The organism is Acidovorax sp. 93, from assembly GCF_003633835.1.
GTDB classification, from domain to species: Bacteria; Pseudomonadota; Gammaproteobacteria; order Burkholderiales; family Burkholderiaceae_C; genus Acidovorax; species Acidovorax facilis.
The window spans coordinates 4802304-4817500 of sequence record NZ_RBIT01000001.1; the positions used below are offsets into that span (position 1 = coordinate 4802304).

At 64.9% G+C, this 15197-nt stretch carries 12 protein-coding genes; 10 read left to right on the forward strand and 2 right to left on the reverse strand.

The features are described 5' to 3' along the window. Positions 1–125 precede the first annotated feature (125 nt). From C8C93_RS21905 to lptE, 4 genes are all read left to right on the forward strand, one after another. Positions 126–893 (forward strand): MotA/TolQ/ExbB proton channel family protein, encoded by a 768-nt coding sequence (locus C8C93_RS21905; RefSeq protein ID WP_121508288.1) that lies wholly within the window; start codon positions 126–128, stop codon positions 891–893. Then, positions 890–1339 carry a biopolymer transporter ExbD gene (locus C8C93_RS21910; RefSeq protein WP_121508289.1) on the forward strand — a complete coding sequence of 150 codons (450 nt, stop codon included), beginning with the start codon at positions 890–892 and terminating at the stop codon, positions 1337–1339. Before C8C93_RS21905 ends, C8C93_RS21910 begins: the two co-directional genes overlap by 4 nt. Positions 1340–1474: 135 nt before the next feature. Then, entirely contained in the window at positions 1475–4168 is a 2694-nt protein-coding gene (gene leuS / locus C8C93_RS21915) for a leucine--tRNA ligase (RefSeq protein ID WP_121508290.1), read from the forward strand. A 5-nt stretch (positions 4169–4173) separates the two neighbouring features. Beyond that, entirely contained in the window at positions 4174–4671 is a 498-nt protein-coding gene (gene lptE / locus C8C93_RS21920) for an LPS assembly lipoprotein LptE (protein WP_121508291.1), read from the forward strand. Positions 4672–4772: 101 nt separating this feature from the next. Here the strand turns inward: lptE and rocF are convergent, their stop codons facing one another. Further along, positions 4773–5723: an arginase gene (rocF, locus tag C8C93_RS21925; protein WP_121421472.1), complete on the reverse strand. Its 951-nt coding sequence runs from the start codon at positions 5721–5723 to the stop codon at positions 4773–4775. Between the two features lie 193 nt (positions 5724–5916). Here rocF and holA point away from each other — a divergent pair, with 193 nt between their 5' ends. Beyond that, a complete protein-coding gene (gene holA, locus C8C93_RS21930; RefSeq protein WP_121508292.1) occupies positions 5917–6972 on the forward strand; it encodes a DNA polymerase III subunit delta in 1056 nt (351 codons plus the stop codon). Between the two features lie 100 nt (positions 6973–7072). Here holA and C8C93_RS21935 read toward each other — a convergent pair whose 3' ends face one another. Next, positions 7073–7357: a hypothetical protein gene (locus tag C8C93_RS21935; protein WP_121508293.1), complete on the reverse strand. Its 285-nt coding sequence runs from the start codon at positions 7355–7357 to the stop codon at positions 7073–7075. Positions 7358–7420: 63 nt separating this feature from the next. Between C8C93_RS21935 and C8C93_RS21940 the strand changes: the two genes are divergently transcribed. The 5 genes from C8C93_RS21940 (at position 7421) to C8C93_RS21960 (ending at position 15171) form a co-directional block, all read left to right on the forward strand. Then, a complete protein-coding gene (locus C8C93_RS21940; protein ID WP_121508294.1) occupies positions 7421–8701 on the forward strand; it encodes a glutamate-5-semialdehyde dehydrogenase in 1281 nt (426 codons plus the stop codon). A 60-nt stretch (positions 8702–8761) separates the two neighbouring features. Continuing rightward, on the forward strand, positions 8762–10216 hold the full coding sequence (gene trkA, locus C8C93_RS21945; RefSeq protein WP_121508295.1) for a Trk system potassium transporter TrkA: 1455 nt from the start codon (positions 8762–8764) through the stop codon (positions 10214–10216). A 24-nt stretch (positions 10217–10240) separates the two neighbouring features. After that, positions 10241–11707 (forward strand): TrkH family potassium uptake protein, encoded by a 1467-nt coding sequence (locus C8C93_RS21950; RefSeq protein ID WP_121508296.1) that lies wholly within the window; start codon positions 10241–10243, stop codon positions 11705–11707. Between the two features lie 102 nt (positions 11708–11809). Next, positions 11810–13105 carry a glutamate--cysteine ligase gene (gene gshA, locus C8C93_RS21955; RefSeq protein ID WP_055395416.1) on the forward strand — a complete coding sequence of 432 codons (1296 nt, stop codon included), beginning with the start codon at positions 11810–11812 and terminating at the stop codon, positions 13103–13105. Positions 13106–13302: 197 nt separating this feature from the next. Next, the gene (locus tag C8C93_RS21960) at positions 13303–15171 is read left to right on the forward strand and encodes a potassium transporter Kup (protein WP_121421466.1); all 1869 of its coding nucleotides are present in this window, start codon (positions 13303–13305) and stop codon (positions 15169–15171) included. Positions 15172–15197 lie beyond the last annotated feature (26 nt).

The following is a 15197-nucleotide window of genomic DNA, read 5'->3' on the forward strand; positions in this document are numbered from 1 at the left end:
CCTGAGATGCTTCGCATCTTCCCCCTGCAGGGGAACGCCACCCGTGACCTGGCGAAGCCAGTTCCACGGTGGCACTGGCTTCGGGCGCGCCAGTTGCGGGCGATGCGCCAAATAACGAGGTATTGATGGACGCTCTCCACTGGTGGCGCCAGGGCGACGCCGTCACGCAGGGTGCCGCACTGGTGCTCCTGGCCATGTCGGTGGCAAGCTGGGTGGTCATCGTCTGGAAGCTGCGGCTCATGCGCCAGGCCAGTGCCGACGTGGCCCGCTGCACTGCGGCGTTCTGGCAGGCGCCATCCATGGAGGTTGCAGCACAACGTTTGCAGTCTTTTGACCGCGCTGCGCTGGTCTTGCCTCTGGTGGTTGCTGCAAATTCAATAGCAAATCATTCTCTGCCCGATGCCCCGGCCTCATTGGCCAGCGCGGGCAGCCTGTCTCAGCGGTTGACCCGGGTGCTGCGCGATGCCCTGCATGGCGTGCTGGGGCGCCTGCAGTTTGGCCAGGTGCTGCTGGCCACGGTGGGCTCCACCGCGCCGTTCGTGGGGCTGCTGGGCACCGTGTGGGGCATCTACCATGCGCTGACGGCCATGGCGGGCGCGGGCCAGATCACCATCGACCGCGTCTCCGGCCCCGTGGGCGAGGCCCTGGTCATGACGGCGGCCGGGCTGGCCGTGGCCATCCCCGCGGTGCTGGCCTACAACGTGTTTGGGCGGCTGATCGGCCGCATCGAGGCGGACCTGGAAGGGTTTGCGCGCGACCTGCGCGAACTGGTCATTGACACGGCGGCACTCCAGAGTTTGGCAGGCACCACAGAAGGTCTGAGCAATGCGAGCCGACCCGCCGCCGGGCCGCCCCAAGGCGGGTCAGCCCCCATGGGGAGCGTGGGGGCATGAGTTTCGGCAGACTCGAACGCACCACCGGGCCACAGCCCATGAGCGACATCAACATGACGCCGCTGGTCGATGTGATGCTGGTGCTGGTGGTTATCTTCATCCTCACGGCACCGCTGCTGGCCAGCTCCATCCGGCTCGACCTGCCACGCTCCGAGGGCGCCACGCCCGGTAGTGCGCCGCAGTTCGTTACCCTTGTGGTCGATGCGTCGGGCCAAGCCTTTCTGGACGACCAGCCGCTGTCGCAGCGCGCGTTGGCTGAGCGCCTGCGCCGCATCGGCGCCGAACGGCCCGACACCGAAATCCAGCTGCGCGCTGACGCCGCAGTGCCCTACGGGCGCGTGGTCGAGGTCATGGGCGCAGCGCATCTGGCCGGGCTGCAGCGCATCGGCTTTGTGGCCGAGCCACCGGCCGCAGGCGCGCCGTCTGCCCCTGCCAAGGCCCCCTGAAACCGCCGTGCGCTGCCGTGCCAGCCGGTCTGCGCAGGCCGCTGGCGGCGGCAGGCGCGGAAGGTGGGGCCTGACAGCCTAAAATCTGCGCAGCGCGGCCCTGCGGCTGCACCTCCCTCTCACCCCCGAGCCCCCATGCAAGACAAATACTCTCCCCAAGACGTCGAGCGCGCCGCCCACGGCCACTGGACCGCCACCGATGCCTACCGCGTGACGGAAGACGCCAACAAGAAGAAGTTCTACGCCTGCTCGATGCTGCCGTACCCCAGCGGCAAGCTGCACATGGGCCACGTGCGCAACTACACCATCAATGACATGCTCACGCGCTACCTGCGCATGAACGGCCACAACGTCTTGATGCCCATGGGCTGGGACGCGTTCGGCCTGCCCGCCGAAAACGCGGCGCTGAAGAACGGCGTGCCACCGGCCAAGTGGACGTACGAAAACATCGCGTACATGAAAAAGCAGATGCAGGCCATGGGCCTGGCCATCGACTGGAGCCGCGAGGTGGCCACCTGCGACCCCGAGTACTACAAGTGGAACCAGTGGCTGTTTTTGAAGATGCTGGAAAAGGGCATTGCCTACCGCAAGACCCAGGTCGTGAACTGGGACCCGGTGGACCAGACCGTGCTGGCCAACGAGCAGGTGATTGACGGCAAGGGCTGGCGCACCGGAGCCACCGTGGAAAAGCGCGAAATCCCTGGCTACTACCTCAAGATCACCGACTACGCCGAAGAGCTGCTGGGCTTTGTGACGGGCGACAAGCTGCCCGGCTGGCCCGAGCGCGTGAAGCTGATGCAGGAGAACTGGATCGGCAAGAGCGAAGGCGTGCGCTTCGCCTTCCCGCACGACATCCGGGGTGATGACGGGGCGCTGATCGGTGAAGGCAAGATGTACGTGTTCACCACGCGTGCCGACACCATCATGGGCGTGACCTTCTGCGCCGTGGCGCCGGAGCATCCGCTGGCCGCCCATGCCGCCAAGACCAATCCTACGCTCAAGGCCTTCATCGAAGAATGCAAGAGCGGCGGCACCACCGAAGCCGAGCTGGCCACGCAAGAGAAAAAGGGCGTGCCCACGGGCCTGTTCGTCACCCACCCGCTGACCGAAGAGAAGGTCGAGGTCTGGGTCGGCAACTACGTGCTCATGGGCTATGGCGACGGCGCCGTGATGGGCGTGCCCGCGCACGACGAGCGCGACTTCGCGTTCGCCCTCAAGTACGGCATCGAGATCAAGCAGGTCGTGCTGGTCGATGGCGAACACTTCGACTACCACCAGTGGAACGACTGGTACGGCGACAAGCAGCGCGGCGTGACCATCAACTCCGACAGCTTCAGCGGCCTGTCGTACAAGGAAGCCGTGAACGCCGTGGCCCATGCGCTGGAGCAGAAGGGCCTGGGCGAGAAGAAGACGACCTGGCGCCTGCGCGACTGGGGTGTGAGCCGCCAGCGCTACTGGGGCACGCCGATCCCCATCATCCACTGCGATGAACACGGCGCCGTGCCCGTGCCCGAAAAAGACCTGCCCGTGGTGCTGCCGCAAGACTGCATCCCCGATGGCTCGGGCAACCCGCTGCACAAGCACGAAGGCTTCCACGCGGGCGTGACCTGCCCCGTGTGTGGCAAGCCTGCCCGCCGCGAGACGGACACCATGGACACGTTCGTGGACAGCTCGTGGTACTTCATGCGGTACTGCGACCCCAAGAATGCGGACGCCATGGTGGCCGGTGGTGCCGACTACTGGATGCCGATGGACCAGTACATCGGTGGTATCGAACACGCCATCCTGCACCTGCTGTACGCCCGCTTCTGGACCAAGGTCATGCGCGACCTGGGCCTGGTCAAGGTCGATGAGCCCTTCACCAAGCTGCTCACACAAGGCATGGTGCTCAACCACATCTACAGCCGCCGCACCGCCAAGGGCGGCAAGGACTACTTCTGGCCGCACGACGTGGAGCATGTGCTCGATGAAGGCGGCAAGATCATCGGTGCCAAGCTCAAGAACGAAGCCACCAGCGGCGACGGCATGTTGCCCGTGGGCACGCCCATCGACTACGAGGGCGTGGGCACCATGTCCAAGTCCAAGAACAATGGCGTGGACCCGCAGGACCTGATCGAGAAGTACGGCGCCGATACCGCCCGCCTGTACACCATGTTCACCGCACCGCCCGAAGCCACGCTGGAGTGGAACGACGCGGCGGTGGAAGGCAGCTACCGCTTCCTGCGCCGGGTGTGGAACTTCGGCCTCAAGCTGTCTGCTATGGATATGGGAGCTGCAAGCGCAAGCGTAGCAAGCGCCAGCAGTCTGAAAGACGTTGAGTTTGGCAAAGAAGCCAAGGCCCTGCGCCTGGAGATCCACACCGTGCTCAAGCAGGTGGACTACGACTACCAGCGCATGCAGTACAACACCGTGGTCTCCGGCGCGATGAAGATGATCAACGCGCTCGAAGACTTCAAGGCCACCGACTCGGCTGGTGCCCAGGTGGCGCTGATCGAAGGCTTTGGCATCCTGCTGCGCTGCCTGTACCCGGCCACCCCCCACATTGCGCACAGCCTCTGGAGCGGCCTGGGTTACGCGGCCGAACTGGGCGACCTGCTGGATGCACCCTGGCCCCAGGTCGATGCGAACGCGCTGGTGCAGGACGAGATCGAGCTCATGCTGCAGGTCAACGGCAAGCTGCGCGGCTCCATCCATGTGCCCGCACAGGCTGACAAGGCCGAGATCGAACGCATTGCCCTGGCCAGCGAGGCGTTTGTGGCCCAGGCTGCAGGCGCTGCGCCAAAGCGCGTCATTGTGGTGCCTGGCCGCCTCGTGAACGTGGTGGTATAGCCCCCATGAACAAGCGCACACTGCTCTCCCTCGCGCCCGTGGCCCTGCTGTCCGCTTGCGGATTTCGGCTGCGGGGCGTGCCCGAGTTCGGGTTTGAGTCGCTCTACATCGCAGCACCTGCAGGCTCGCCCCTCGCGCGGGAGTTGCAGCGCACGCTGGAGGGTTCGGGCGGCAAGCTGCAGCTGCTGCGCGACCCGGCGGCCATGCCCACGGCCGATGCCATTCTGGATGTGCTGCAGGAGCAGCAGGAGCGCGCGGTGGTGGGGCTCAATGCCTCGGGCCAGGTGCGCGAACTGCAGCTGCGCCTGCGCATCAGGTTCCGGCTGCGTACCCCGGCTGGTGCCGAACTGATTCCCGAGACCGAGCTGCTGCAGCAGCGCGACATCAGCTACAACGAAACCATCGCCCTGGCCAAGGAGGCTGAGGAAGCGCTGCTCTACCGCAACATGCGGACCGACCTGGTGCAGCAGCTTATGCGCCGCCTGGCAGCGGCCAAGCGCTGAGCCCAGGCGTGGGGCTGTGGCCTCTTGGCGGTAGCGCAGAGCAGCAGGCAGCGACAGCGCCGTGCCGTGCCGGGCGTTCGTGATGGGCGAGGCGCAGGCGCTCAGGGGGATGTCCGCATGAGCGTACTTTTGCCAAACAGCGACTCCACCAGGTCCACCGCCAGCACCGCCGTGCGGTTGCGCACATCCAGCGCGGGGTTGAGTTCCACAATGTCCAGCGAGGCCAGGCGCCCGCTGTCGGCAATCATCTCCATGCACAGCTGCGCCTCGCGGTAGGTGGGGCCTCCCGGCACCGTGGTGCCAACGCCGGGCGCGATGTCGGGGTCCAGAAAGTCCACATCAAAGCTCACATGCAGGTGGGTGTGTGCATCCAGTCCGGCCAGCGCCTGCTGCATGGTCTGGCGCATGCCTACCTCGTCGATGTAGCGCATGTCGAACACCTCCAGGCCCTGCTCATGCACAAAGCGCTTTTCGCCTGCGTCCACGCTGCGGATGCCGATTTGTCGGATCTGCGACGGGCGGAGCGCCGCGCCACCGCCCGGCATGCGGGCCAGCCCGGTCAGCGCCTCGGGGCCGAACCCGCACAGGCAGGCCACGGGCATGCCATGCACATTGCCGCTGGGCGTGAGTGCACTGGTGTTGAAGTCGGCATGGGCATCCAGCCACAGCACCCGCAGCTTCTTACCCATTTCTGCGCAATGGCGGGCCACGGCGCTGATGCTGCCCAAGCCCAGGCAGTGGTCGCCACCCAGCAAGATGGGCAGGTGCCCCAGTTGCAACTCGGCATACACGGCGTCAAACACCCGCTGGTTCCACTCCACCACCTCGGGCAGGTGCCGATAACCGTCCACGGGAGGCTGCCACGGGTTGGCGGGGCCACTCAAGTTGCCCCGGTCAAACACTTGTAGTCCGTGCGACTCCAGCGCTGCCTGCAGGCCCGCTACGCGCAGGGCCTCGGGCCCCATGGAAGCGCCGCGCGCCCCGGCGCCGATGTCGGTGGGGGCGCCGATCAGGCTGGTGGGCTGGGCGCTGCGCAGGGCGTTGGGTGGCATGGTGCGGGGCTTTCTGGGAAGGCAGTCGATGTCGGCACGGGCGCGTGTACGCGCCCCGGGGGAATTCTCGGGGCTTTGGGCGCCAGTGAATAGCACTGCAGCTGATTAGTTCGCGGTCTCTCTTGTGCACTGTGAGGGCATTTGCTGGCAATGTGCACAGTGCCGGGCCTGCCCAGGCGATAAACTTTGCCGCATGCAAGTCGCCCTGGCCCAACTCTCACCGCATCTTCAACGGGGCCTGTCGCCGCTTTACGTGTTGCATGGCGACGAGCCCCTGCTGCAGCAGGAGGCGGCAGACGCCATCCGCGCCACGGCCCGTGCTCAGGGCTATACCGAACGCACCTCGTACACGGTAGCAGGCGCTCACTTTGACTGGAGCGCTGTGCTGGCGGCTGGCGGCAGCTTGAGCCTGTTTGCCGACAAGCAGATCGTCGAGATCCGCATCCCCTCGGGCAAGCCCGGCAAGGATGGTGGCGTGGCGCTGCAGCAGATTGCTGAATCCGCCAAGGGCAACGACAGCACGCTCACGCTGGTGATGTTGCCGCGCCTGGACAAGGCCACACGCACGGGCGCATGGTTTGCGGCGCTGGAATCCAGCGGCACCTCGATCCAGATCGACCCCATCGAGCGCGGCATGCTGCCGCAGTGGATCGCCCAGCGCCTGGCTGCCCAGGGCCAGCGCGTGGTGGCGGGCGAGGAAGGCCTGCGCACGCTGCAGTTTTTTGCCGACCGGGTGGAGGGCAATCTGCTCGCCGCCCACCAGGAGATCCAAAAGCTCGCATTGCTCCACCCCCCCGGTGAGCTGACACAGGCCCAGGTCGAAGCCGCTGTGCTCAACGTGGCGCGCTACGACGTGTTCAAGCTCTCTGAATCCGTGCTCTCAGGCCATACCGCCCGCGTGCAGCGCATGCTCGACGGCCTGCAGGCCGAGGGCGAGGCCGAAGTGCTGGTGCACTGGGCGCTGGCCGAAGACATCCGTGCCTTGAAGCGCGTGAAAGACGCCATGAACGCCGGCCGCCCTCTGCCCATGGCCCTGCGCGAAAACCGGGTGTGGGGCGCCAAGGAAAAGCTGTATGAACGCATCCTGCCCAGGGCCAGCGACGCGGCGCTGGCGCGCCTGCTGCAGTCGGCGCATATCGTGGACGGCATCGTCAAGGGGCTCAAGCAGCCCGATTGGCCCACGGACGGGTGGCAGGCGCTGCAGAGGCTTGCGTTGCAGGTGTGCAGGTTGACCCAGGCCGCGCGGTAAGGTTGGTCGATAAATTTGAGTGTTTTTGGCCCCTGGCGCTTATCCAGAAAGCGCAAGTAGCTATCAAAGATGCAGTGACGGCTTTGTCTGCACGTGGGCTTCAGGGCTGCTCCAGCACCCCGCGCGCTTTGTCTGCCCACATCCGCAGGTTGGTCACCAGATCCTTCTGGCTGAATGAGCAGCTTTCCTCCGAAAACAGCGCGCTCGACTCCAGCCGGTCCAGCAGGTTCAGCAGCACCTCGCCGTAGCGTGGGGGCAGGGCGGCCAGCAGGGTGGTTTGCTGGCGGGCCAGGGTGCTCAGGGTGGCGACGGTGTGGTCGCCGCGTTCAAAGGCCTGCAAGGCTTCGGTCAGGGTGGCGAGCTGGGCGGGGGCGGTGGTGGTCATGGCCAAGGATATGCGAGTAGGGCAAGGCCGCAAGGGTAAAGCCAAGTGCGGCAAAATCGCCGGATGAACGCCCTCCACGTCGCTGAATACACGCATTCTCTCGGTCTCCAGGCCAAAACGGCCTCTGCGCTGATGGCCAAAGCGCCAGCAGCTATCAAAAACAAAGCGCTCAAGGCGCTGGCACGCTTGCTGCGTGAGAACGTGGCTGCGCTGCAGATCGACAACGCCAAAGACCTGGAGCGCGCTGTGGTCAACGGCCTGTCCGAGCCCATGGTGGACCGCCTCAAGCTCAGCCCCAAGGTGCTGGAGACCTGCGCCGAAGGCTGCGAGCAGCTCGCCGCCATGCCCGACATCATTGGCGAGATCCTGGGCATGAAGCAGCAGCCCAGCGGCATCCGTGTGGGGCAGATGCGCGTGCCGATCGGTGTGTTCGGCATGATCTATGAGAGCCGCCCCAATGTGACCATTGAGGCCGCGTCGCTGTCGATCAAAAGCGGCAATGCCTGCATCCTGCGTGGTGGCTCCGAGGCGATTGATTCGAACAAGGCGCTGGCCAAGCTGGTGCAGCAGGCACTGGCGGAGGCGGGCCTGCCGGAGCACGGCGTGCAGCTGGTGCAGACCACGGACCGCGAGGCCGTGGGCCAGCTGATTGCCATGCCGCAGTTTGTGGACGTGATCATCCCGCGCGGCGGCAAGGGGCTGATCGAGCGCATCAGCCGCGATGCCAAGGTGCCCGTGATCAAGCACCTGGACGGCAACTGCCACACCTATGTGGACGACCCCTGCGACATCGCCATGGCGGTGAAGGTGGCCGACAACGCCAAGACCAACAAATACAGCCCCTGCAACGCGAGCGAAGGCCTGCTGGTGGCGCGCGGCGTGGCGGCCGAATTCTTGCCCCAGATCGGCGCTGTGTATGCCGCCAAGGGCGTGGAGATGCGCGGCTGCCCTGAGTCGCTGGCCATCCTGGCCTCGGTGCCCGGTGCCCAGCTGGTGCCCGCCACCGAGCAGGACTGGAGCGAGGAATACTTGGCCCCGATCATCAGCGTGAAGGTGGTGGCAGGTGTGGACGAGGCCATTGCCCACATCAACCACTATTCGAGCCACCACACCGATGCCATCCTGACGCGTGACCACATGCACGCCCAGCAGTTCCTGCGCGAGGTGGATTCGGCCAGCGTGATGGTGAACGCCAGCACGCGGTTTGCCGATGGTTTTGAGTACGGCCTGGGCGCCGAAATCGGCATTAGCACCGACAAGTTCCATGCGCGTGGGCCGGTGGGCATCGAAGGGCTGACCTCACTCAAGTACGTGGTGCTGGGCGAGGGTGAGGTGCGGTGTTGATTTGCTCCTTATTTCATAGCTGCTAGCGCTTGCCTGTAAAGCGCTAAGGCCCAATTTCTTATGAAAATCATCATCCTCGGCGCGGGCCGTGTGGGCCAGAGCGTGGCAGACAGCCTGGTGTCCGAGCGCAACGACATCACAGTCATCGACACCGATGCAGTCCGCCTGCGCGACCTGGAGTCGCGCTTTGACCTGCGCGGTGTGGTGGGCAATGGCATCGAACCGGCCGTGTTGGCCGAGGCGGGCGCCGAGGACACCGATCTGCTGATCGCCTGCGCTGCACAGGACGAGACCAACCTGGTGTGTTGCAAGGTGGCGCAACTGGTGTTCAACATCCCCAAGCGCATCGCGCGGGTGCGTTCCAACGGATTCACGCTGGATGAGCGGCTGACCGGCCCCGAGGGCTTTGGTGTGGACCGCATCATCTGCCCCGAAGAGTCTCTGACCCGCTACATCGGCAAGCTGATCGAATACCCTGAGGCCATGCAGGTGCGCGAGTTTGCGGGCGGCCGCGCCTGCCTGGTGTCGGTGCGCGCGCGCGCCGGGGCGCCCATGGTGAGCCGCACCATCTGCGAGCTGCGCGAGAGCTTGCCCGACGTGGCCATGCGCCTGGTGGCGATCTACCGGCGGTTTCAGGACGAGCCGGACCGCTTTGTGGCCTGCGATGGCAACACGCGCATCGAGCCGGGCGATGAGGTGTTTGTGCTGGCGGCCAGCGGCCACATTGCCAACGTGCTCACGGCCTTGCACCGGCGCGGGGACCGCCAGGGGCAGCCTGTCCGGCGCATCATGATTGCCGGGGGTGGCCGCGTGGGGCTGCGGCTGGCGCGCCAGCTCAGCAAGGAGCCTGGGCGGTTTCACATCAAGATGATTGAGTCCGACCCTGATCGCTGTATCGAGCTGGCGTCCAGTCTGCCGTCCGATGTGCTGGTGCTGCAGGGCGATACGACGGACGAAGACCTGCTGGGCGGCGAGAGCGTGGAAGAGATCGACCTCTTTCTGGCGCTGACCGATGACGACGAGGACAACATCATGTCGTCCCTGCTCGCCAAGCGCATGGGCGCCAAGCGGGTGCTGGCCCTTATCAATCGGCGCAGCTACGCCGACCTGATGCACGGCACGCAGATCGACATTGCGCTGTCGCCCGCGCAGGCCATGCTGGGCGAGCTCCTGGCCTATGTGCGCCAGGGCGATGTGCAGGCCGTGCACAGTCTGCGCCGTGGCGTGGCCGAAGCGCTGGAGATCGTGGCGCGCGGCGACCGCAAAAGCTCGCGCGTGGTCGGCCGCAAGGTCAGCGACCTGCAGTTGCCGCACGAGGTGCACATGGGCCTGATCGTGCGCGGCCTGCCGGATTCGCCGGACGCGCCGCCTGATGATTTGCGCGAACCCCAAGTGATCATCCCGCGCAGCTCCACCGTCATCGAGAGCAACGACCACGTGGTGTTCTTCCTGCCCCACAAGCGGCTGGTGCGTGACGTGGAAAAGCTCTTCCGCGTGAGCGCCACTTTCTTCTGACGCAGGGCCTGCGAGAACGACGCCATGGTGGACATGTTTCCCGTGCTGCGGGTGCTGGGCATCCTGATCATGATCTTCGCGCTGACCATGGGGCTGCCGTTGTCGGTGTCGTGGTTCCTGCGCGATGGGGTGTGGCACATCTATCCCGTGGCCATGGCTGCGACCCTGGCCGTAGGCTGCGGCCTGTGGTGGAAGCTGCGCCTGTTCCGGCGCGAGCTGCAGCCGCGCCATGGCGTGATGTTGGTCACGCTGGTCTGGGTGCTGCTGCCGCTGTTTGCGGCGCTGCCGCTGATGCTGGGCACCCATGAAATCGGGCGGCCCATGTCGTTCACCCATGCGTACTTCGAGGCTGTGTCGGGCCTGACCACTACCGGGTCCACGGTGCTCACCGGGCTCGACGCATTGCCCGTGTCCATGAACGTGTGGCGCACCTTCCTGCAGTGGGTGGGGGGCATGGGCATCCTGATCCTGGCCGTGGCGGTGTTGCCCTTGCTGGGCGTGGGCGGCAGTCAGCTGTTCAAGGCCGAGGCGGCGGGCCCGGTGAAGGATGCCAAGCTCACCCCGCGCATGACCGAAACCGCGAAAGGGCTGTGGGGGGTGTACGCGCTGTTTTCCACGGCGTGTGCGCTGGCGTACTGGGCGGGGGGCATGGACCCGGTGAACGCGCTGATGTACATGTTTTCCACGGTGAGCCTGGGGGGACTGTCGCCCCACGACACCAGCTTCGGTTTTTATCAGTCGCCCTTGCTGGAAGCCATTGCCGTGGGCTTCATGCTGGTGGCCAGTTGCAACTTTGCGCTGTATTTTGTGGCCATTCGCAAAGGCCACTGGCAGGGGTTCTGGCGCGACCCCGAACTGCGCGCCACCTTGTTCACGCTGGTGGGCGGGGGGCTGCTGGTGTCGGTGCTGCTGTGGGTGAAAGGCGTGTATGCGCCGCTCGATGCGCTGCGCTACGGCATGTTCAACCTGGTGTCGATTGCCACCACCACCGGCTACGCCACGGTGGACTACCTGAGCTGGCCGGTGTTTGCGCCCGTGTTCATGCTGCTGCTGTCGGGCGTGGCGACCAGCGCGGGCTCCACCGGGTGCGGCATCAAGATGGTCCGCATGCTCATCCTGCTCAAGCAAGCGCGGCGCGAGATGAACCGCCTGGTGCACCCCCGCGCCGTGCAGCCGGTGCGCCTGGGCGATGCGGTGGTGGATAACCGGGTGATCTTCTCGGTGCTCGCCTTCATGCTGGTGTATGGCGCCACCATCATTGGCCTGAGCATGGTGCTGCTGCTCACCGACCTGGATCCGGTGACCGCGTTCTCCGCCGTGATCGCCAGCGTCAATTGCATGGGGCCGGGGCTGGGCAGCGTGGGGCCAGCGTCCAACTACGCCGTATTGACGGACTTTCAGGTGTGGGTGTGCACGCTGGCCATGCTGCTGGGGCGGCTGGAGATTCTGAGCTTCATGGCCTTGCTCACCCCGGCGTTTTGGCGGCGCTGAGCGGGGCAGCCCGAAAAATCCGCCCGGCGGGCTTGCGAAGGCCGGTCACGCCCCAACCCTACAATGGATTGCAATCGTTCCCGTCTCCTCTGAGGGCTTCCCATGGTTCCGCATCTCATCACGGCCCTGACCGGGCCGATCAACGAACTCGAACAGCGTGTTCTCGACTCGATGCCCGCCATCGAACGCTGGTTCCGGCTGGAGTGGATGGAGCACACGCCGCCGTTCTATACCTCGGTGGACATCCGCAATGCCGGCTTCAAGCTCGCGCCCGTGGACACCAACCTGTTCCCCGGCGGCTGGAACAACCTGACCAAGGAGATGCTGCCCCTGGCCGTGCAGGCCGCCATGGCTGCCATCGAGAAGATCTGCCCCGAGGCGCGCAACCTCTTGATCATTCCGGAGAACCACACACGCAACACCTTCTACCTGGCCAACGTGGTGCAGCTGCAGCGCATCTTCAACATGGCCGGGCTCAACGTGCGCGTGGGCTCCATCAGCCCCGAAATCAAGAAGCCCACGCTGATCGAATTGCCCAACGGCGACACGGTGACGCTGGAGCCCGTGGTGCGCACCAAGCGCCGCCTGGGTCTTAAGGACTTTGACCCCTGCACCATCCTGCTCAACAACGATCTCTCGGCCGGCGCCCCCGGCATCCTGGAAGACATCCACGAGCAGTACCTGCTGCCGCCGCTGCACGCGGGCTGGAGCGTGCGCCGCAAGAGTACCCACTTCAAGAACTACGAAGAGGTGGCCAAGCGTTTTGGCAAGATGCTGGGCATCGACCCCTGGCTCATCAACCCCATGTACAGCCAGTGCGACGAGGTGGACTTTGCCGAAGACAAAGGCATGGACAAGCTGCAGACCACGGTGGATGCGCTTTTGACCAAGGTGCGCCGCAAGTACAAGGAATACGGCATCAACGAAAAGCCGTTCGTGATCGTCAAGGCCAACAACGGCACCTACGGCATGGGCATCATGACCGTGCGCGATGCCAAGGAGCTGGATGCGGTCAACCGCAAGACCAAGAACAAGATGGCCGTCATCAAGGACGGCCAGCCGGTCAACGACCTCATCATCCAGGAAGGCGTGTTGACGCAGGAGCGTGTGCACGAGGCCGTGGCCGAGCCTGTGGTCTACATGATGGACCGCTACGTGGTGGGCGGTTTCTACCGTATGCATGCCGAGCGCGGCGTGGACGAAAACCTCAATGCACCGGGCGCCAGCTTCGTGCCGCTGGCCTTTGAGCACAGCACCCACATGCCCCAGCCTGGCGTGCGCCCGGGGGTGAGTGCGCCCAACCGCTTCTATATGTATGGCGTGGTGGGCCGCCTGGCGATGCTGGCAGCCAGCTATGAGCTGGAGGCCACCAACCCCGACGCCGAGGTGTACGACTAGCGTTCTCCCTGAATTGCCCACGGCGCCTTCCTGCCAGCCAGGGGACGCTGCCTGCCACGTCGGCCCACGACTGCCAAGGGTGAGTTGCTGCGTTGCAACATAGGGTGTGGCCTCCAGGCGCTTGATCGGGCGCAAGCGCACAATAGCGTTCCCAAAAGTAACGGAACCCGGCGACCCTTGTGTGCCGGGTGCGGTCAGTGCAAAGCTCCAAGTCATCGCTCGCAGCGCTCACGCTGGGCGCCATCGGTGTTGTGTATGGCGATATCGGCACCAGTGTGCTGTATGCCGTCAAAGAAGTGTTCGGGTCCGGCCATGTGCCGTTCACGCAAGACAACATCTACGGCATTCTTTCGATCTTCTTCTGGACGCTGACCGTCATTGTTTCGCTGAAATACGTGGTGCTGGTGCTGCGCGCCGACAACCATGGCGAAGGCGGGCTGATCGCGATGCTGGCCCTGGCTTCGCAGGCCGTGAAGGACAAACCCCGGCTGCGTGGCGTGCTGCTGGCAGTGGGCATCTTCGGCACCTCGCTGTTTTATGGTGACGGCGTCATCACCCCCGCCATTTCGGTGTTGTCGGCGGTGGAAGGGCTGGAGGTGGTCTCGCCCCACTTCAAGCAGTACGTGATTCCCATCACACTGGTCGTGCTGTTTTGCCTGTTTGCCGTACAAAAGCGCGGGACCAGCGGGATCGGCAAGTTCTTCGGGCCCATCACGCTGGTGTGGTTTTTCAGCATTGCCCTCCTGGGGGTCTCCCACATCGTGGGCCACCCCGAAATCCTCTGGGCGTTGAGCCCGCACCATGCGGTCGGGTTCATGTGGGCCAACCCGGGCACCAGCTTCATCATCCTGGGTGCGGTGGTGTTGTGCGTGACCGGCGCCGAGGCCCTGTATGCCGATCTGGGCCACTTTGGCAAGCGGCCCATTCGCCTGGCTTGGTTTGGCGTGGCCATGCCGGCGCTCACGCTCAATTACTTTGGCCAGGGCGCACTGCTGCTGGCCGAGCCCGAAGCCGTGAAGAACCCCTTCTACATGATGGCACCCGACTGGGCGCTGATCCCGCTGGTGGTGCTGGCCACCATGGCCACGGTGATCGCGTCGCAAGCCCTTATCACTGGCGCCTTCAGCGTGACCAAGCAGGTGATTCAGTTGGGCTACCTGCCCCGACTGAATATCCAGCACACCAGCGTGCGCGACACGGGGCAGATTTACATGCCGCTGGTCAACTGGGGGCTGTTCGCCGCCATCGTTCTTGCGGTGGTGATGTTCCGCTCGTCCAGCAACCTGGCCGCAGCCTATGGGATCGCCGTGACGCTGGACATGCTGATCACCACCACGCTGACCTTCTTCGTGATCCGCTATGGCTGGGGCTACCCGCTGGCGCTGTGTATTGCAGCCACCGGCTGTTTCTTTGTGGTGGACCTGGCGTTTTTTGCGTCCAACCTGCTCAAGCTGTTCCAGGGCGGCTGGTTCCCGCTGCTGATTGGGGGCATCGTGTTCTCGTTGATGATGACGTGGAAAGAAGGGCGCCGCCTGCTGAATGACAAGTTGCGTGCCGACGCAATCGACCTCAAGGACTTCCTGGAGTCGGTGTTCGTCAGTCCGCCCACGCGCGTGGATGGCACCGCAGTGTTCCTCACTGCCGAAACCGGCGCGGTGCCCAATGCGCTTTTGCACAATCTCAAGCACAACAAGGTGCTGCATCAGCAGAACCTGTTCGTCACGGTGCACAACCACGAAACCCCCTGGATCGGCTTGGACAAGCGCCTGCAGGTCGAGCCGCTGGGGCACGACTGCTGGCAGGTGGTGATCCACTACGGCTTCAAGAACGACCCCGACGTACCCCGCGCGCTGGAGCTGCTGCGCGGCCGGGGCTGCGAGCTGGAGGCCATGACGACCAGCTACTTCCTCTCGCGCGATACGGTCATCCCCACCATGGGCGGCGGCATGGCCCCCTGGCGCGAAAAGCTGTTTGCCCAGATGCACCACAACGCCAGCGGCGCGGCAGACTTCCTGCATCTGCCGAACAACGCAGTGGTCGAACTCGGGTCCAAGATCGAGATTTGAACAGGTTCTAAGGTGTTTTCAGGCCC